Consider the following 18,235-nt stretch of genomic DNA (forward strand, 5'->3'; position numbering starts at 1 on the left):
CACTAGGGTCCTTAACGCCAGTGCTGAGGCGGCTTTCGCTCGGTAGCCAAACCTCTGAACTCGTTCTGGCCTCTATCTATCTTCTCCAAGCGTGGCATACTGCTCACAGATAAACGCACGCAGCAGTATGCCAAGTCACCTTCTTGCTAAATCCTAATCCTTGTCTACTGCCGCCGATTGATCTCAGAGAATACCTCAGAGCCCATTTTAAACTTCCTAAGGATCTGAAATGACTAGCGTTAAGATGTCCAGTATTGAATGGCCAGCGATTGTAAAACTGACTCAAAATGACGAATTACTTTACCTAGAACATCAAAGAGATTGGCTCGAACTGGCCTGTCTCTATCAGCATCACTTCATCGAAACCGATCAATTATTAGACTCCAAAGGGCAGCGATACCTTATCAGTGCCTGTCCACAAAAAATCCATGAAGATCCTGTTGGCGAATTACCTCGATTACTGCGCCAAAAACAGGATTTACCACTCAATGAATTTATCAAATGGGTTCAAAATCATGCCCAAGCACTAGGACAATGTTGTGTTGCTAAACTGGCTTTCACGACAATTGCCCAAGGAATCGAAATTGTTCGTACCCTCGATGAATAAACAGCAAACACATGATAAGCCATAATAAATGGCTATCAATGACTCAGTTAATCAATAAAAAACAATATGACCTTAAAAGCTAATATCCTCATAATCAATTCACAGGCATAATTTGCCGCGGTGCAACAGCGCTAAGCCAGACGGTAAAGCGCTTAAGATGCACTCCAAAATAACCGTTTTCTGCGTCGACTCAAGGGATGACGTTTAAGTTGGCACTAAATATACAAATAGATGGAACCGAAATTGGAACTACTTAAGATTGACTGCTTAGGCAAACAACTGCGCTTAGAAGGCTCGCTCGCGGGCTGGCAACAACTCTACTGGGACAACACCTTAGTCTCACAAAAAGAAGCTTCCGTCGATAATGGCGGCCTCAAAGTCCATGTCTTTGAGCTCACCCACCACAGCAGCCCATTGGTGACAGAAAGTGGTGAGCAAGCCATCGCCATAACAGAAGCTAAAATCCAAGTTCGCCTCGAAACCGATCTCGTTTGGCAGCCTTTCCGCCTCGATTACTGCTTGCTGATGGATGACAAGATTATCGACCAAGGGCGACGGACAGAGAAAGATATCGAACGCCAAACACCAGAAACGCCCATCGTTAAGCAGCAAAAAATCAGCATGATAGGACTCGCCTCCCTCGGCTTTAAGCTGTTAAAAAGCGCTAAAGTCATAAAGGTAGTGTTAGCGGGCGCCAGTGTTGCCGCTTATTCTTGGCTATTCTCCTTCCAATTCGCCCTCGCACTTATCGCCTGTTTGGTATTTCACGAATATGGCCATATTCGCGCAATGAAATATTTTGGGATGAAGACCAAAGGGATTTACCTTATTCCCTTTATGGGCGGACTCGCGCTCTCCGATGAGAAAATTAATACGCGTTGGCAAGATGTGGTGATTTCTATCATGGGACCGACCTTTGGGCTCTTGATGTCCATCGCTTCCTTGATTGCTTACCACGCAACGGGTAATGTGTTTTTTGCTGGCCTTGCCGCCTTTAATGCGCTGCTTAACCTATTTAATTTATTGCCTATTCTGCCACTCGATGGTGGCCATATTTTAAAGAGCATCAGCTTTTCGATGAACAGCATTATGGGCTTGGTCGCCTGCGCCGCTGGTGCCGCTTTTGGTGTGTATATCAGCTACACCTTAGGCTTAGCGCTATTGGGCTTCTTGCTGTTGATCGGTAGCTTAGAAATCATCTTCGAGTGGCGCACTCGCCATCAAAGCCACCTGCTGCCATTAGACAGATACGGGCAAATCTTCTCGGTTATTTGGTACTTGCTCACGGTTGGTGCCTTAGTCGGCATCATCTGGCACTTAGCGGGAACGGGCGATGATATGCTCAGCTTGCCGCTGCAAATATTACGCAGCTAATCCGCTTAACGGCTAAGCACAGCGCAAAGGCACTAGCACTCAGAGACTTGCGCTTGCCTGAGTTATATAAAAACGAAAAACCGCTATTAATAGCGGTTTTTTATTTTTCTGTCGCGCTGTGATGCTTTTACAAAAATGCGCTATTCCTTTGCCAAAGGCGGAGCGATATCGCTGCCGCCAAGGGCTTGATAAAGCGTCGCTTGGGCGGTGAGTTGGTTATAGCGATTCTCGAGTAAAGCCGCCTCGGCGCTGCGACGATTCTCTTGGGCATCAATCCAATTCTGAATACCGATAGCGCCATTGCGGTACTGGCTCTCATAAATGGCTTCAACGGCTGCCGCGGCACTGAATTGCTGCGCCAATTTCTCCCCTTGATAGCGATATTGCTGCTTAGCCGAAATCGCGTTATCGACATCTTCAAAGGCGGAATAAAGCGTCTTGCGATAATTCACCACTGCGGTTTGATAATCGATATCGGCAATGTCATTATTGATTTGCATTTGATTCCACTGCAAAAAGGGCAAGACTAGCCCTGCGCCTAAACTGCCAACGGGATTGCGTAACAACTCTTTTAACTCAGAGGTCGACTCCCCAACACCGCCGGTTAAACTCAGGCTTGGGAAATAACTCGCATAGGTCGCATCTTTACTCGCCAAGGCGGAGCGCAGTTGATACAAGGAGGCCTTCACATCTGGGCGTCTCACTAACAAATCTGCGGGTACACCCACGCTAACGTCCGGCACCGCCATATCGGGGAGCTGTTTAATCTCAACCCAAGTTCCCCCTGAGGCTAAACTCTGCGCAGGAACAGCTGCAGGTGCCTGATTCAGTAATATCGCGAGAGCATTTTTAGCCACAGTTAATTGCTGAATAAGCTGGCTATGAGCAGCCTCTTGTCCCGCCATACTGCGCTGAGCTTCGAGCACATTCACTTGCGTCACGGCCCCAGAATCATACTGCCTTTGGGTTAATGCCAGCGTTTGCTGACTGTACTCGATACTCTTTTGGCTTAAATCAATCCGTTGATTTAAATAACCTATCTGCCAATACAAGGATGCGGTGGTCGCCACTAGGCTTTGGGTGGTACTTTCTCTATCTTCGGCGCTCGCCAGCGCAGCCCATTGAGCTTGGTCGATATTGGCCGACACTTTGCCCCACAAGTCCACCTCATAACTCACGGACAATTTCGCTTGATAACTCTTAGTCGCATCGCCACCCTCAAATGGCTGATTACGGGAAGCGTCAAGGTTTGCCGATAACTGTGGGTATAGATCATCCCGCGTTAGCCCTGCCTGCAAGCGTGCTTTACGCAGCGTTAAGGTCGCCAGGGTTAAGTCATTGTTAGTGATCAACACTTGGCTGACCAGCTTATCGAGCTCGGGCTGATGAAACTGCTGCCACCAAGGGTCGACTTTTACTTGCTCGTTCACTGTGGTGTGTTGCCACTGTTCTGGAATTGCCAATGCAGGCGGTTCAAAGTCTGAACGCATAACACTGCCGCAGCCACTTAGCAAAGCGATTCCCAAAGCCACGCCTACAGCAATAGTACTGCTACGAAGCGAAAATGGCTGATTAAAAAGTTTAGTATTCATGGTGTTATTACTCTCTGGCTAATGCATCAACGGGATCTAACTGCGCCGCATTGCGGGCGGGTAAGAAACCAAATAGCACACCAATTAAGGTCGAACAGGCAAAGGCGGCAACGATGGAGGTGGTGGAATAAATCATTTGGAAACTGCCTCCCGTTTGAGCAAACACCACGCCAATCAAGTAGGACAAGGCGATGCCTAAGGTGCCACCGCACAAACACACTAAAATGGCTTCGATAAGGAACTGGCGCAAAATATCACTCTGGCGCGCACCCACCGCCATACGAACACCGATTTCACGGGTCCGCTCAGTCACAGACACTAACATAATATTCATCACCCCAATTCCGCCAACGACAAGGGAAATCACCGCGATAGCCGAGATCAGTAAGGTCATGGTTGCTGTGGTTTTTTCGATGTTCTGCCTAATGGTATCGGTATTGATGGTGAAGAAATCTTGCGTGCCGTGGCGCATTTTAAGCAGCGCGATAATGCCCTGCTCCGCCGCGTTACTCGGCACAGTTTCATCGAGTCGAACGGTAATGCCATCCAAATAATTTTTACCCACCATACGGCCAGAAACTGTGGTGTAAGGCACCCACACATTAAGCGCATCGCTGTTACCAAAAGCACTTTCTTTGGGTTGAGTCACACCTATGATACGTACGGGTAAATCTCCGAGGAAAATCACTTGCCCTATCGCCGAGTTATTGTCGGCAGCGCTGTTAGGAAAAAGCTCCTTACGGGTGTTGTCATCAATCACCGCATCTTGGGCGAGCGATGCGACACTTGCATCATCCCAAAATTGGCCCTGCGCTAACTCGTACCCTCTTACACGGAAAAACTCAGGCCCCACACCATTCACCGATGCCGATACCGCTTTATTACCAAAACGAACCGTTGCAGTAGAGCCAATGCTTGGCGTCACGCTATCAACATAGGGCAGATTTTTAAGGGCATTGGCGTCCGTTGCGGTTAAGGTGCGCACCCGCGCCGAGCGTCTATCGCCAAAACCAGAACCGGGGCGAATATCAATCGTGTTAGTCCCCATCGAACTGATACTTTTGAGGATGGCCTGCTGCGAGCCTTCACCTAAGGCCACCACAGAAACCACAGAGGCGATACCGATAATAATCCCGAGCATAGTCAAGAAGGTACGTAACCTGTGGGTCGACATCGCCACCAGCGCCATTTTAAGTGCTTCGACATATCTGTCCCACGAAGCCACCCGCGCACGCGAGCCATCTTTTGCTGCCACTGCACCGTTAGGCTTTTGTGACGCCGTATTTTGTAACGTTGAGCTTTGCGACGTCGAGCTTTGCGGCTTAGCCGTCTGTTTATCCTGACTGCGCTCATCGCTGATGATCACGCCGTCTTTGATTTCGATAATGCGGTCGGCATATTGGGCCACGTGCATATCGTGGGTCACGATAATGATGGTATGACCGTCGCTGTGCAGCTCCTGCAACAGCTGCATCATTTCTTCACCACTGTGACTATCCAGCGCACCAGTCGGCTCATCGGCAAGGATCACATCGCCGCCATTCATCAAGGCGCGCGCCACACTGACCCGCTGCTGTTGACCACCACTGAGCTGATTGGGTTTATGGTCGAGCCTGTCGCCAAGGCCTAAACGCGTTAACAAATGCTCGGCTCTGTCTTTACGAACCGTGCGTTCTCTACCCGCATACACGGCGGGCACTTCGACGTTGCCTATGGCGGTCAAATCGCCCAGTAAATGATAACGCTGAAAGATAAAGCCAAAGTGCTCGCGGCGCAGCTGCGCTAACTCATCCACGTCCATCGTTGAGGTATCTTGGCCATTGATACAATACGCGCCCTTTGACGGCTTATCTAAACAACCAAGAATGTTCATTAGGGTCGATTTACCCGAGCCAGAAGCGCCTACTATCGCCACCATCTCGCCACGGCCAATCGACAGGTTCACATCTTTCAGCACAGTGAGTTGCTGCTCACCCGCCTGAAAAGTGCGATAACAACCTGAAATTTCAAGTAATGCCGTTGTCACTGTTAAAACCTCACGCTAGGTGGACGACGGAATTTGCTGCTGCCATCATCGGCGGACGGCATGCCAAGCACGACCTGATCGCCTTCTTTCAAGCCCGCGATGATTTCGGCATTGATTTTGTTGTTGATCCCAACCGTGACATCCACATATTGCACTTGGTTATCGACTAGTACAGGCACTTGATATTGCGGGCCACTGCGGGCTTTAGGCTCGCCAGACTTAGCCTCTGGAGACGCTGATTTCTCCCTCGGCTTTATACGTAATATTTGCGCAGGCACTAATAGCGCATCATCGGCCTTAGCTAACACTATGGACACCTGCGCCGTCATGCCGATACGCAAGGTGCGGTCTGGGTTTTCAACATCGAATAACCCATGGTAATAAATGGCGTCTGAGTCGCTAGAGCTCATATTGCTATCGTCGCCATCCATCGAAATCGGTCCAGGTTCAATCGCCCTCAAGATGCCACGGTAGGGATGATTCGGCTTACCAAGAACCGTGAAATATACGGCTTGACCCGGATGGACATTGACGACATCGGCTTCGGAAATCTGTGCTTTTACTGTCATGGTATCCAGCTGCGCCATTTCCACTATCGTCGGCGTCGTTTGATTAGCGTTAACGGTTTGCCCCACTTCCACCGCCGAATACACCACAGTGCCATCCATCGGCGCGGTGATTTTGGTATAACCTAAATCGATTCGGGCACTGTCGACGTTAATCTCAGCCTGTTGTTTTTGCGCTTCTAATTGCTCAAGCTCGGCTTGATAAACCGTTAAATTAGCATCGGCCACTTCATAATCGGCGCGGGAACTTGCCTTATCGGCAAGCATTTGCTGCTGGCGGCTGAACTCCAACTTGGCTTGGCGGATCTGCGCCTGTTTGGCGCGGAACTGGGCATTGATACTCTTGAGTGATGCGAGGGCATCCTTCAAATTATTCTGCTGCGCTAGACTGTCAATTTGAGCAATTAAATCGCCTTTCTTTACTTCATCCCCCAGTGCCAGCGGCAAACTTAAGATTTGCCCCGATACCTGCGCGCCCACACTCACCAGTTTGGATGCCTGCAACATGCCATTGGCCAGCACTGAGTTTTCGATATCGCCACGGCGCACCGCTTCTGTCACATAGGCAGGTGCCGTTTCAGGCTTATGCCACATAAAATAAGCACCGCCACTCAGGAGGATTAAGCCGCTTAACGCGAGCAGCAATTTACGCTTTGAGGATTTTTTCATCGGTATTGTCGTGTCCATCAATGCTAAAGACAGCAAGCATGCATCTTGCTAGGGAACTGAAATTGTTCCAACAGTATATAGAGTTAGCCAAAGACAGTAGACGAAGGAAGTGTCGTTAACAGGTAAAGATTTGCAAATATCTGTGTAGAAATTTGCATGCCAAGTACGGCTGAGTAGTGCTTAGGCAGCGATGCCGATTTAGCGCGATACCAAATCGTTAGGTGATAAATTGTCGGGGTCTATATTTTACAGCCGTATAATTTAAGCAATACTCGTTATTCTTCGCTTAATTATTTTTCAATAAAAATCAACGTCGTGTTTGCAAACAAAAGAAACCATTAGATTCCCCACCAACCCATTGCGAAAACAATAACACCAAGTCACAGGCCATCCCCAGTGAATAACCCAATGATTAACCGAATTAATCACTCCATCCGGCTAATTCATGCTGGCGAGGATCACCTGCGTGGCATCAAAACAGGCGAAACATGGTTCGCCGACAGCCAACGCCTGCGTTTGAGTCAGTGGCATCACTGAATAGATGATGTCTTTACCATCAATATCTATAGCTAATTCGGCCTTACCACCAAGTTCAGTCACGCTCAGCAAACGGCCGCTGAGGCAATTTTGCCCATCTACTTCGCAAGCATGAGTCGTCGCCAGTACAGCGGGCGCTTTAAACAGTAACAACACAGATTTATCCATGGCTAACTGCAAGCGTTCGCGGCTCGAATGGGTCACTGAAATCTGAATCTGTTGCCCGCCCGCTAAGGTCACGCTGATTTCGTCATTTAATCCAAATGAATCAATGCCATTGATACGACCCGTTAACTGATTACGGGCGCTAGTATTGAGTGAGAAATGCGCCATCACATCCAATAAACTGTGCATGTCGACGGACTCATCAAGCAAGGCGGCCAAGGCCATTGCTTGTACTTGGGAGGTGATGGAATACACCTTGAGCAAACGCTCGCCAAATTCGGTGAGTTTCGCGCCGCCACCGCCTTTGCCGCCCTTTTCGCTACACACTACGGGTTCGGGCATAGCGGTGTTCATCTCATTGATCGCGTCCCACGCCGCTTTATAGCTGATCCCCGCAAGCTTGGCGCCTTGGCTGATCGAGCCGGTGTTGGCGACCTGCTCAAGCAGGCTTATCCGCCTAGGATTGGCGAAGGGCTTATCCCCGAGGGAAAGCGTAAGTAATGCATGTAAATCCATCGTTTATCCCGCACCCAAGTCTGACTTGAGTCCTATTGTCCTTCATCGTCTTGAGGATACCAATAAGATTGCCGAGATATTTCAGCGAATCAATACCATTAATCCGCAAGAAACCGCACACAGATCACTAATTGATTGTTTAGGGCTTGAATGATCGATATGTATATTGGTATATATCGATCACTTTTTATCACGGAGGAATACAATGAAATCCATTCACCTTAAGCAATTACTGCGTTTTACCACGGCTTCATTATTCACAATGGTACTGACATCTAGCCCAATTTTTGCGGCAGACAATGAGCAAGTGACTGTTTTTGCAGCGGCATCGCTCACCAATGCCCTTAACGAAATCGGCCAGCAATATGAAAAAGAACACCATACTAAGGTGGTCTTCTCCTTCGCCTCTTCTTCAACACTGGCAAAACAAGTGGCTAATGGTGCGCCCGCAGATCTGTTTGTCTCGGCCAATCAAAAGTGGATGGATTATCTGGTCGATGCTAAAGCGGTCGATGTTAACAGTCGTAAAACCTTACTAAAAAATACCTTGGTCTTGATTGCCGAGAAAAATAGTCCCATCACAGAAGTGGTGCTCAATGGCGATTGGGATATTAAAACCGCATTAAAAGGCGGCCGTATGGCTGTTGGCGACCCTGATCATGTGCCCGCTGGACAATATGCCAAGCAAGCCCTCGAAAACCTTAAGCTATGGCAAGTCGCAGAGCCATTACTCGCCCGCGCTAACAATGTCCGCGCCGCCCTCGCCTTAGTCGAACAGGGTGAAGCACCGCTAGGCATAGTGTATTCAACCGATGCGAAAGTCGCCCAAAAGATCAAAATCGTTGGCACCTTCCCAGAAACGAGTTACAGCCCAATTGAATACCCTATCGCCTTAGTCAAACAAGAATCGACTGCAAGCGCCAAAGCGTTCAATGAGTATCTGCAGGGCCCAAGCGCAAAAAATGTGTTTGAGAAATATGGCTTTGGAGTGAATTAGGGTGCTGAGTGGTTCTTTGTTAAGCGGCTCTCTGCTAAGTGGCTCTCTTTTAAGCGACTATGAAATTGCCGCACTACTACTCAGTTTAAAGGTGTCATCCGTTGCCGTTATCACCAGTTTACCCTTGGGCATTTTATGCGCTTGGGTGCTGGCCAGAGTCGAGTTTCCTGGCAAGGCTATATTTGACAGTGTGCTCCATCTACCACTGGTGTTACCGCCCGTGGTAGTGGGTTACCTCTTGCTGATCAGCATGGGCCGCCAAGGTTTTATCGGCCAGTGGTTATTTAATTGGTTTGGCATCAGTTTTAGCTTTAGTTGGCGCGGTGCTGCCCTCGCGGCGGCGATAGTGTCATTCCCGCTGATGGTCAGAGCCATACGCCAATCCTTTGAAACTGTTGATATTCGACTCGAGCAGGCCGCACGCACTTTAGGTAGCAGTCGATGGCGAGTATTTCTCACCATCACACTGCCGCTCACCTCTCCAGGGATAGTGTCAGGCATGATTATCGCCTTTGCTCGCAGCCTAGGGGAATTTGGCTCGACTATTACCTTCGTTTCTAATATTCCCGGTGAAACTCGTACAATTCCGCTCGCCATGTACTCTTTTATTGAAACCCCAGGGGCCGAATATCAGGCCATGCGTCTATGCATTATCTCGATAGTGATCGCACTAGCATCTTTACTCACCTCTCAATGGCTGAGTAAAAAAGCCCTGCAGAGGACGGCAAGCGTATGTTAACAATCAATATTGAAAAACGACTCGGACAACTGCAACTGAAAGTCGATACCCAATTGCCATTGCAGGGCGTGACAGCCGTTTTTGGCCGCTCGGGTGCGGGTAAAACCTCACTAGTGAACCTACTTGGCGGGCTTTCGACCCCAGATAGCGGTGAAATCCGCCTCGGCGACAAACTGCTTTATCAACAAGGCAAAGTGAACCTTCCCCCAGAGAAGCGCCAAATTGGCTATGTATTTCAAGAAGCACGACTGTTCCCGCACTATAGCGTGAAGGGCAATCTCAACTATGGTATGCGTACAGCTAACCCAGTCTTGTTCGATAGAATTGTGCAACTACTAGGGATTGAAAAACTCCTCAGTCGTTATCCCAGCACGCTATCGGGCGGTGAAAAACAACGGGTTGCCATTGGCCGTGCCCTGCTGACATCGCCCGATATGCTGTTGATGGATGAACCGCTAGCGTCACTCGATTTACCCCGTAAACGCGAGTTGCTGCCCTACCTGCAAACCTTATCGCAGGAACTAAAACTGCCGATAGTGTATGTGAGCCACAGCCTAGATGAGATCTTACAACTGGCGGATTATATGCTGGTGCTGCATCAGGGGAAATTGATCGCCCAAGGGGCCTTAAGTGAAGTGTGGAATAGCGAGCAAATGCGCCCTTGGGTGCCATTGCAGGAACTCAGCTCACTCCTCAGTGCAAAGGTCGCCGACAGACATCCCGACTACCCCATGACTCGACTCGTGATGGATGATGGAAACTATTTGTGGGTAAGTGGCTACCTGGCTGAAACGGCAAAGAAACTCAAAGTGCGTATTCAGGCAAATCATGTCTCGGTTTGCACTGAGCTCCCCAAAGGCTCAAGTATCCGCAACCTGCTAAAGGGAGAAATTAAAGAGTTATACCCCAGTGATAACGGCGAGCAAATCCAATTAAAAATCGCCCTAGGCCGTGATGAACTTTGGGCCAACATCACCCCTTGGGCCTGCGACGAACTGCAACTCACTCATGGAAAAGCGATTTATGCACAAATCAAAGGCGTGACTATGACGCAAATGGATATCGCCGAATCCCACTAGCTCAACCTAGAGCACCGAGCGAAAACCAAATTTCAGGCACAAAAAAACCGACTCTAGGTCGGTTTTAGTTCCTTCATCAGAAGGATTTGGTACCAGTGGCCAGACTCGAACTGGCACGCTTTTAAGGGCGGGGAATTTTGAATAGAACGCTTGTAATATCACTATTACTTTTCATATAGTTACGACACAAGTACAAACTTTGCAAATTCTTTGCAAAATAGCATCAGAATCAGACCATGAGCAAACAAGTCGAACGGCATGACATTTCAGACGAATTATACGTCTATAAACAAGATAACAGCGAGCGTTGGTATGCCCGCATCAAAGTGGCTGGTAAGTGGCACTCTAAAGCCACCAAGCAGAAAGAAAAAGAGAAAGCCATTGGTATGGCCTATCGGATTCAAATCGAATACCAATTTATGGCAGACCGTAATCAACTGGTGAGTTCCAAGCGCTTTCGTGATGTGGCTGAAAAAACCATTAATACCATGGCAGATATTATCAAAAAGGAGAAGGACAAAGACAAAGACAAAAATCACAAGTTTACGACCTACATTCAGGTGCTTCGCAAGTACCATATCCCCTTCTTCGATCGCACTTTCATCACTTCGATTAATAATGAAAAGCTGCGTGATTTTGATGAATGGCGTGAAAAGTTACTTGGCCGGAAACCCGCAAAATCAACGCTACTGAACCACAACGCAGCCCTGCAATTAGTGTTTAAGGAAGCCGTAGATTGTAAGTGGATGCTGGCAGCACAAGTCCCCTCACTATCTACCAAAGGGGTTGAATCACAACGTCGCGCGCATTTTTCACCAGAGGAATACGACAAAGCATTCGATGCTGTATATCAGCTTGAGCAAAACAGCCGTAAAGAGAAAACCCGCCAAATTCGTGAGCTACTGATGGACTATATGGAGTTTGCGGTGAACACAGGTATTCGACCAGGAACAGAAATGGAAAGCCTGACATGGGGTGACATCCACATCGATACCAATGAGCACAATATTATCTTCTATATCACTGTGACCAAGGGGAAAACAGTCAAACACACGGGCGTCCGAGAAGTGGTTTGCCGTGATGAAATTTTCTCCAGCGTTCAAGAGTTACGAGAGCGTTTCCCAAACAGAAAGCCTTCTGACAAGCTGTTTCGCTTAGTCGACGGAAGTGAAACCAATGAACTCGGTAAAGCCTTTGATAAAGCGATAAAAGCGGCAGGTTTAAAGTCATCACCCCATGGCGTTAGAACACTTTACTCATTGCGCCATACCTACATTACTTGGCAACTGATATCAGGTAACGTCAGCATGGAAGTATTGGCTAAACAATGTGGCACTAGCATTGCCATGATTGAACAGCACTACAGCCACGTGACGCCGAAGATGTACAGTAAAGAGCTGTCGGGTGTTGACCTAGGCAAAGGCAAAGCTAAATCCAAAGTAAGAGCCAAAAGAGCGTCTGGTGGTAAGCAAAATGAAGCAAGACTGACTGAGCTGTTTAAAGAGTGGCAAGCCAGCTACAAACAGCGAGGCTGTATTTAAGATTTAGGTAACACCTGACCTTTTAGTGATGTTCGACTCGGTAGCAACTCATGTGGCTCACAGTCGAGCACCTCTGCAATCTTGTACAACATATCGAGCGTGATGTTCGCCTCAGCTCGTTCTATACGGCCGATATAACTGCGGTCAATCTCTGCACGTAACGCCAATTCATCTTGAGACAAGCCTTTGTGCTTTCTCATTTTACGCATCGCATGACCAAATTCAGTCGCTAATGTTTTCATAGTGTCTCCTTCGTCACAAGGCAACCACTATGGGAATTTGCTTACCAACTAACCACGGATTATAATCCGCATTTGGTGCATATAATCCTCATTTAAACCCTTGAGCAAACATAGGTCTACTTGACCTAGTAAAGCCTATAGCTCAACCCGTATTACAAGGAAAGGTAATGAACTCCTACAACGTCATTTTTAAAGGTGAGATAGCAGAAGGAAAAGACCGCCATAAGCTGAGTCAGGCACTGGCAAAGTTTCTAAAAGTCCCCGAGGAAAAAGCACATCTGTTGTTCTCAGGTAATCCGATATGCATTAAGAAAGCTCTGAGCGAAAGTGAGGCTAACGCACTAAAAGCCAAGCTGAACGGTGTGGGTATCATTACCTACATCAAGCCCGTGACAACTCAAGCCGCAACGGCAGTCCCTGTAGCCACCGCCCCAGTTACACCACAACAAGTAGCGAAGCCATCGATTGAGACTAAGCCGTCTACGGCCACCAAGCCTACAGTGAAGTCCTATGATGATTTAAGTAAAGGCTGGCAAAAGGTGTTTGCTGAATTTGACCTTAGACAAGCTGACAAGTTGGGCTATTTTGCTTCAGCAAAAAGTCCTGCACATACCTCAAGGCCTAAAAAGGAACAATTAAAGGGGCAGAATGTGGTTAACATGAATGCGCTCGCTTTTGTGTTTGGCTCGGGGTACTACTTCGCTAAGGGCATGTGGAAGAAAGGCATTTATCTGTTTCTCATGCTAATGCTGCTGAACCTGATAATCATAGCAGTTGCATCACTCATTACTGACAAGAACCTGAGCAAGCTTCCTTTTATCATCAATTCTATTGTCTTTGGTCTTACGGCTAATTATGACTATTACCGTTATTACAAGCTTGGTGAAACCACATGGCCTTGGATGCCAAAGTGGATGACGGGCTGGTTAGGTATCATAGCCTCTGCGGTTATTACGTTTGTTGCGTTCCTTATCGTCTTAATCATTCTCGGCATTCGTTTCGGTGAACCATTAAATATTATCTATGTAAAAGAGGGGTTCCTCGAAGACTATAAGCAAACCAACATAGGTCAGGCGTTTGATAAATGGACGCCTTGCGCCAGCACAGCTTGGGGCGAGCAAGAAGCCAGTAATGGCATTACCACTGTTGTATATACCTGCAATATGAAGCTGAAACACTTCAAGCAAGTGGGTCAAAAAGCCTCTGAAGCGGTAACTGGAAAAGTCGATGAAGCCTTTATCTCTCAGGTCACACGCGCATCATTGACGATTCAGTTCCTCATCAATCTCGACGATACCTTTGAAGTGAATACCGCAAGGTGGCAACTGTCATTGGGAGAAGGTAAAGAGTACACCCCGTATATCACCGCCAACAATGCCCTAGATGACATCTACAGTAACTCACTCAACAAGGCTATCGGCGAAATATTCACACCAGAAAACATCCTCATCAATCAAGTAACGAAGTAATCATCACGACCAACTGCCTGCTTTAATCAGGACAACATAACAGGGAACATCTATGAATAATTGCATACACGCAAGCATCAAACTCGCCATAACGTCGTCAAAGACAACACAATCAAAGGCAAACACATTGCTTTTAAGCATACTTGCAACAACATTACTCGCTGGCTGTGGCGGCTCGGAGGGTGACAGCAACGATGACAACGGACAAGTCACCCCAACGGTCTACAGCATCCCTGCAACCGCAAGCCTTGGCGGGAAAATCAGCCCAGCAATCAACATGGTTGAATCGGGCCATGCAACGACCTTCACCGTGACACCCGATACCGGCTATCAAATCGATGATATCAGTGGTTGCGGCGGCGCATTAACCCAAAACAGCTATACAACAGCGGTCATAAATGCCCAGTGTGCAGTCACCGTATCTTTCAAACTCAGCACGTACAAAATCACCACGCAAGCAACAACCGGAGGCAAAATCAGTCCCGAGAGTATTGATGTCAGTTACAACACCAATACCAGCTTTACTATCTCAACGAACATCGGCTATCAAATTGAATCCGTCACAGGCTGTAACGGTACGCTCAATAACAATGAGTACACCACAGGCACAGTGACATCAGATTGCCAAATCAATGCTACATTTACCCCAACTGGTGATGGTTCGCTTGCTACGCGTTATCTTGATAATGGCGATGGCACCATTACAGACTTGTTGTCCAATCAGATGTGGATGCGTTGCAGTATCGGGCAAACATGGCAGAACAAGAGTTGCCAAGGTAAGGCAAGCAGCTTCACTTGGGCGGTTGCAAACGCAATGTCATACTCAGATGGTAATTACTCCGATTGGCGCTTACCGACAAAAGATGAGCTGAATTTACTCACTTACTGCTCATCAGGCAAACCAAGATATTGGAAGGTTGGCGATAGGGTATGTGAGGGTGATTTTGACAGTCCAGTTATTGCACAAGCTGCGTTTCCACAAACTCCCGCCGCACCATTCTGGACATCTACCGCAAGCGGCAATGTTATCAATATTGGGTATGCATGGAACATTAATTTTGCACATGGATACGGGAGTTGGAATTATTCAGTCGTTAACATGCATGTTAGGTTAATAAGAAACGTCTCTAAATAACAATAACCAATCAGGTGGGCATTGCAGGTAAAGCGCAGCAATGCCTACCACTTCCAGTCCAAAGATTACCTTTTGAAATGAATACCTTTCTGTAAATAAGAGACTGGCAATATCAACAAGCCATTGTCCTGTCATACCCTCGCCATTAGATGGTTTCAAATGATAGGATACCGACATAAAACTCAGGAGCTTGAAATGACACACTATAAACGCGAGTTTGGTGAAAACTTTAATTTAGGCTTTAACCTCGCAGATTTTCCTTGGTTGATAGATAAGAGTTGGCACAATGATGTCAGCCCAAGCTTTACCTTTAAAGCAGGTTCTCAGTACCTTGTCCTTTGGGTCGACTATGAAGAACCTGATAGCCGCGAACTCGGCCAAGAACGCTATCTTGTGATGACGGCAATCAATGAAGGTACAGAGGCTGACCCAGAAATCTACACGGGTGAGGATAGCGAAGTGGTATTGGCGACTGAAAGCCCTTCTGAATTAACGGCATATCTGAGACAGTTAGCCTCAGCCCATTAATCATGGGACCACAATCCTGAGCGATTTAGCGACGACTGTTGCAAACGCCTCAATTGAAAGAAAACATAGGAAAAACAATGATGGATAAATTTGAATTAGGCGCTGAAGGAGTTGGTGATGTTCCTGACTATCTAGCGCAAGAGGGATTAGAATTAGCTGTTCTTTACTTTGAGGAACACGATTTAGACCCCGAAGAATGTTATGCCGCCTACAAGCAGGATCGTGATTCTAAACTGGGTCAGGCTTGGTACGCTGCCGAAAATGAAGCAAATAGAGTTATTCAAGGAAATAAAAAGTACGATAACTCAATGATTGTGTTAGTTAATGAGTTGGGTTAACTCCATTACTTTGATACTACGCATTGCCTGAGATGAAAACAGCCTATAAAAGTAACTCAAACTGAGCAGCTATGACCCCTGTTTAATCAGCTCAATATGTAATCTACGGATAAACTCTTCATAAGTCACACCTAACGCATCAATTAGGCCTTCGAGCGAATCAAGGGTTATGTTGCGAACTGAGCGTTCAACTCCAGAAATGTAAGTGCGATCAATGCCAGACTTCCTTGCCAATTGTTCTTGGCTTAGTCCAACCTCGTTGCGCAATTGCTTCAAAGTTAACGCTGTTGCCTGTTTAATACTCATAGCCAGCCCCATACATAACAAAAGATAGGATGTTCCCAAATCTGTGTCTTAGGCACAACGGACGATGAGTCACATACGATAGTGATTAAGATCCGATGCTAAGGCCAGAAAAACGAGAATATGAACCAAAATGTTATGTCGTGATTACGGCGACCAATGAAGGAACTGAAACTGAGCCAGAAATATACGCGGGTGAAGAGAACGAAGTAATGGCAACTTAAAGTTCATCAGAATTAGCAGCGCATCTGCAACAAATTGCGTCAGCTCACTAACCTTACAGTCAAATGTAATTTGCGATCTGAAGTACTTCAACCTAATTAGATATCTTAGAACTACTGTAATACTATTAAGCACATAAGGCTATTGTCTACTTTACATGTCAACGCAGAATCCAAAAGCAAACAAAAATGGTGCAACTGGCGAGCTCACTCATGTAAGATCGAAAAAACTCTTTTGATTGCACTTAGCCTCCCGAATTCACACTTCTTATCAGAAGCAAGAATAGACACAATATTATGAAAATGAGAAATGGCATTAAAATTCAATACGCTACAAATGATATAGTCTCAATATCAAATGATAATTCTAAGTTTAGATGTGTCGATTTTTTTGCAGGTAGCGGCCTTGTATCTGAAGCAATCAAAGCTGAATTCGAAACTGTGTGGGCAAACGATATTTGTGTAAAGAAGCAAAAAGTTTTCATAGCCAACCACAGCCCAGATGTCTTTCACCTCGATTCGATTGAAAAAGTTAGTGGATTGGATTTGCCAATTCATGAGCTTTCGTGGGCAAGCTTCCCCTGTCAAGATTTGTCTTTAGCAGGAAATATGAATGGTATTATGAGCAATCGAAGTGGGATGGTTTGGGAGTGGTTACGCATAATAGACGAAATGTCACAAAAACCCCCTATAGTAGTGGCTGAGAATGTGGTTGGTTTGGTATCTTCCAAACAAGGAGAGCATTACATTGCTCTTCACAACTCATTGTTATCTAGAGGGTATAACGTGGGCGCTGTAATGTTGGATGCAGTGAATTGGGTGCCACAATCTCGCCCAAGAGTATTTGTCATTGGCATCGATAAAAACATCCCTCTTGATGGGTTTATTTGTGATGGGCCAAATTGGGCTCACTCAAAGGCCATTATCAATGTATCAACGAAAGTCCAAAACTGGATGTGGTGGAACTTAAACCCTCCGACAAAACGTACAGTAGGATTAGATGAACTAATTGAGTTAGACCTACCTTTCGATACGGAAGAAAAAGTAAAACACAACATCAGCTTAATCCCTGAAAACCACATGGCCAAACTAAAAGATGCCATTAAAAAAGGTCATACTGTTTTTCCCGGTTATAAAAGAATTAGAAATGGTAAACAAGTATTAGAAATTCGCTTTGATAATGTAGCAGGATGCTTAAGAACACCATCAGGGGGAAGTAGCAGGCAGTACCTTGTAATTTATCGAAATGGTGAATTAGGTACACGATTACTATCAATAAAAGAAACAGCAAGGCTAATGGGCGCTGGTGATACTTATGTCATCCCTGGTTCATACAACCAAGGCTACAAAGCAATGGGTGATGCAGTAGCAGTACCAGCAGTTAGATACCTAAGTAAGCATCTTCTCTCACCTTTAGCAAAGAGAATGAACGAATACTTCATTACCAACCAGAACGAGATGAGAAACGATTATTTGAATACCGTTTCGAGGCTAGATCTGAAGACAAACAAACTGGCAGGTTAAACTTCACTCAATCACACTTTAACACGCCAAAAATATGCAATTTTGTATCTAAAATCATAAATATCCT

At 46.6% G+C, this 18,235-nt stretch carries 17 protein-coding genes; 11 read left to right on the forward strand and 6 right to left on the reverse strand.

Going from position 1 to position 18,235, the window contains the following annotated elements:
• Positions 1-229: 229 nt before the first annotated feature.
• Both ACHA99_RS04570 and ACHA99_RS04575 read left to right on the forward strand, forming a co-directional pair.
• Entirely contained in the window at positions 230-607 is a 378-nt protein-coding gene (locus ACHA99_RS04570) for a DUF4144 family protein (protein WP_028759298.1), read from the forward strand.
• Between the two features lie 231 nt (positions 608-838).
• Positions 839-1,981, forward strand: coding sequence for a site-2 protease family protein (locus ACHA99_RS04575; RefSeq protein WP_168826794.1), 1,143 nt, complete (start codon positions 839-841; stop codon positions 1,979-1,981).
• A gap of 140 nt (positions 1,982-2,121) precedes the next feature.
• On the opposite strand, the gene ACHA99_RS04580 is transcribed toward ACHA99_RS04575, so the two are convergent.
• The 4 genes from ACHA99_RS04580 to ACHA99_RS04595 all read right to left on the reverse strand — a co-directional run bounded on the left by ACHA99_RS04580 (position 2,122) and on the right by ACHA99_RS04595 (position 8,052).
• Complete coding sequence (locus ACHA99_RS04580; RefSeq protein ID WP_393941313.1) at positions 2,122-3,573, reverse strand: efflux transporter outer membrane subunit; 1,452 nt, start codon at positions 3,571-3,573, stop codon at positions 2,122-2,124.
• A gap of 7 nt (positions 3,574-3,580) precedes the next feature.
• The gene (locus ACHA99_RS04585; protein ID WP_393941315.1) at positions 3,581-5,599 is read right to left on the reverse strand and encodes a MacB family efflux pump subunit; all 2,019 of its coding nucleotides are present in this window, start codon (positions 5,597-5,599) and stop codon (positions 3,581-3,583) included.
• Positions 5,600-5,601: 2 nt separating this feature from the next.
• On the reverse strand, positions 5,602-6,834 hold the full coding sequence (locus tag ACHA99_RS04590; protein WP_393941317.1) for an efflux RND transporter periplasmic adaptor subunit: 1,233 nt from the start codon (positions 6,832-6,834) through the stop codon (positions 5,602-5,604).
• A gap of 438 nt (positions 6,835-7,272) precedes the next feature.
• Positions 7,273-8,052, reverse strand: coding sequence for a TOBE domain-containing protein (locus tag ACHA99_RS04595; RefSeq protein WP_393941319.1), 780 nt, complete (start codon positions 8,050-8,052; stop codon positions 7,273-7,275).
• Positions 8,053-8,257: 205 nt separating this feature from the next.
• On the opposite strand from ACHA99_RS04595, the gene modA reads away from it, so the two are divergent.
• From modA to ACHA99_RS04615, 4 genes are all read left to right on the forward strand, one after another.
• Positions 8,258-9,049, forward strand: a complete 792-nt coding sequence (modA, locus tag ACHA99_RS04600; RefSeq protein WP_393941321.1) for a molybdate ABC transporter substrate-binding protein — start codon at positions 8,258-8,260, stop codon at positions 9,047-9,049.
• A gap of 1 nt (position 9,050) precedes the next feature.
• A complete protein-coding gene (modB, locus tag ACHA99_RS04605; RefSeq protein ID WP_393941323.1) occupies positions 9,051-9,788 on the forward strand; it encodes a molybdate ABC transporter permease subunit in 738 nt (245 codons plus the stop codon).
• Positions 9,782-10,867, forward strand: a complete 1,086-nt coding sequence (modC, locus tag ACHA99_RS04610) for a molybdenum ABC transporter ATP-binding protein ModC (protein WP_263174492.1) — start codon at positions 9,782-9,784, stop codon at positions 10,865-10,867. The genes modB and modC overlap by 7 nt, the downstream gene beginning before the upstream one ends.
• A 236-nt stretch (positions 10,868-11,103) precedes the next feature.
• Positions 11,104-12,408: a tyrosine-type recombinase/integrase gene (locus tag ACHA99_RS04615; protein ID WP_393941326.1), complete on the forward strand. Its 1,305-nt coding sequence runs from the start codon at positions 11,104-11,106 to the stop codon at positions 12,406-12,408.
• Here the strand turns inward: ACHA99_RS04615 and ACHA99_RS04620 are convergent.
• Positions 12,405-12,650 (reverse strand): helix-turn-helix domain-containing protein, encoded by a 246-nt coding sequence (locus tag ACHA99_RS04620; protein ID WP_263164851.1) that lies wholly within the window; start codon positions 12,648-12,650, stop codon positions 12,405-12,407. The genes ACHA99_RS04615 and ACHA99_RS04620 overlap by 4 nt on opposite strands.
• A 167-nt stretch (positions 12,651-12,817) precedes the next feature.
• On the opposite strand from ACHA99_RS04620, the gene ACHA99_RS04625 reads away from it, so the two are divergent.
• The 4 genes from ACHA99_RS04625 (at position 12,818) to ACHA99_RS04640 (ending at position 16,120) form a co-directional block, all read left to right on the forward strand.
• Positions 12,818-14,119: a DUF2628 domain-containing protein gene (locus ACHA99_RS04625; protein WP_393941328.1), complete on the forward strand. Its 1,302-nt coding sequence runs from the start codon at positions 12,818-12,820 to the stop codon at positions 14,117-14,119.
• Between the two features lie 127 nt (positions 14,120-14,246).
• Positions 14,247-15,254 carry a DUF1566 domain-containing protein gene (locus ACHA99_RS04630; RefSeq protein ID WP_393941330.1) on the forward strand — a complete coding sequence of 336 codons (1,008 nt, stop codon included), beginning with the start codon at positions 14,247-14,249 and terminating at the stop codon, positions 15,252-15,254.
• Between the two features lie 195 nt (positions 15,255-15,449).
• Entirely contained in the window at positions 15,450-15,782 is a 333-nt protein-coding gene (locus tag ACHA99_RS04635; RefSeq protein ID WP_393941332.1) for a hypothetical protein, read from the forward strand.
• Positions 15,783-15,859: 77 nt separating this feature from the next.
• Positions 15,860-16,120 carry a hypothetical protein gene (locus ACHA99_RS04640; RefSeq protein ID WP_393941334.1) on the forward strand — a complete coding sequence of 87 codons (261 nt, stop codon included), beginning with the start codon at positions 15,860-15,862 and terminating at the stop codon, positions 16,118-16,120.
• Positions 16,121-16,189: 69 nt separating this feature from the next.
• On the opposite strand, the gene ACHA99_RS04645 is transcribed toward ACHA99_RS04640, so the two are convergent.
• Entirely contained in the window at positions 16,190-16,426 is a 237-nt protein-coding gene (locus ACHA99_RS04645; RefSeq protein ID WP_393941336.1) for a helix-turn-helix domain-containing protein, read from the reverse strand.
• Positions 16,427-16,941: 515 nt separating this feature from the next.
• Between ACHA99_RS04645 and ACHA99_RS04650 the strand changes: the two genes are divergently transcribed.
• Positions 16,942-18,168 (forward strand): DNA cytosine methyltransferase, encoded by a 1,227-nt coding sequence (locus tag ACHA99_RS04650; protein ID WP_393941338.1) that lies wholly within the window; start codon positions 16,942-16,944, stop codon positions 18,166-18,168.
• The last annotated feature ends 67 nt before the right edge of the window (positions 18,169-18,235 follow it).

It is taken from the genome of Shewanella sp. S23-S33 (assembly GCF_043359565.1).
GTDB classification, from domain to species: Bacteria; Pseudomonadota; Gammaproteobacteria; order Enterobacterales; family Shewanellaceae; genus Shewanella; species Shewanella oncorhynchi.

Excerpts from the sequence above, each read along its gene's own strand:
- ACHA99_RS04570 (WP_028759298.1), top strand. The coding sequence starts at position 230 with ATGACTAGCGTTAAGATGTCCAGTATTGAATGGCCAGCGATTGTAAAA.
- ACHA99_RS04575 (WP_168826794.1), top strand. The coding sequence starts at position 839 with ATGGAACCGAAATTGGAACTACTTAAGATTGACTGCTTAGGCAAACAA.
- ACHA99_RS04580 (WP_393941313.1), bottom strand. The coding sequence starts at position 3,573 with ATGAATACTAAACTTTTTAATCAGCCATTTTCGCTTCGTAGCAGTACT.
- ACHA99_RS04590 (WP_393941317.1), bottom strand. The coding sequence starts at position 6,834 with ATGAAAAAATCCTCAAAGCGTAAATTGCTGCTCGCGTTAAGCGGCTTA.
- ACHA99_RS04595 (WP_393941319.1), bottom strand. The coding sequence starts at position 8,052 with ATGGATTTACATGCATTACTTACGCTTTCCCTCGGGGATAAGCCCTTC.
- modA (WP_393941321.1), top strand. The coding sequence starts at position 8,258 with ATGAAATCCATTCACCTTAAGCAATTACTGCGTTTTACCACGGCTTCA.
- modC (WP_263174492.1), top strand. The coding sequence starts at position 9,782 with ATGTTAACAATCAATATTGAAAAACGACTCGGACAACTGCAACTGAAA.
- ACHA99_RS04615 (WP_393941326.1), top strand. The coding sequence starts at position 11,104 with ATGAGCAAACAAGTCGAACGGCATGACATTTCAGACGAATTATACGTC.
- ACHA99_RS04620 (WP_263164851.1), bottom strand. The coding sequence starts at position 12,650 with ATGAAAACATTAGCGACTGAATTTGGTCATGCGATGCGTAAAATGAGA.
- ACHA99_RS04625 (WP_393941328.1), top strand. The coding sequence starts at position 12,818 with ATGAACTCCTACAACGTCATTTTTAAAGGTGAGATAGCAGAAGGAAAA.
- ACHA99_RS04635 (WP_393941332.1), top strand. The coding sequence starts at position 15,450 with ATGACACACTATAAACGCGAGTTTGGTGAAAACTTTAATTTAGGCTTT.
- ACHA99_RS04640 (WP_393941334.1), top strand. The coding sequence starts at position 15,860 with ATGATGGATAAATTTGAATTAGGCGCTGAAGGAGTTGGTGATGTTCCT.
- ACHA99_RS04645 (WP_393941336.1), bottom strand. The coding sequence starts at position 16,426 with ATGAGTATTAAACAGGCAACAGCGTTAACTTTGAAGCAATTGCGCAAC.
- ACHA99_RS04650 (WP_393941338.1), top strand. The coding sequence starts at position 16,942 with ATGAAAATGAGAAATGGCATTAAAATTCAATACGCTACAAATGATATA.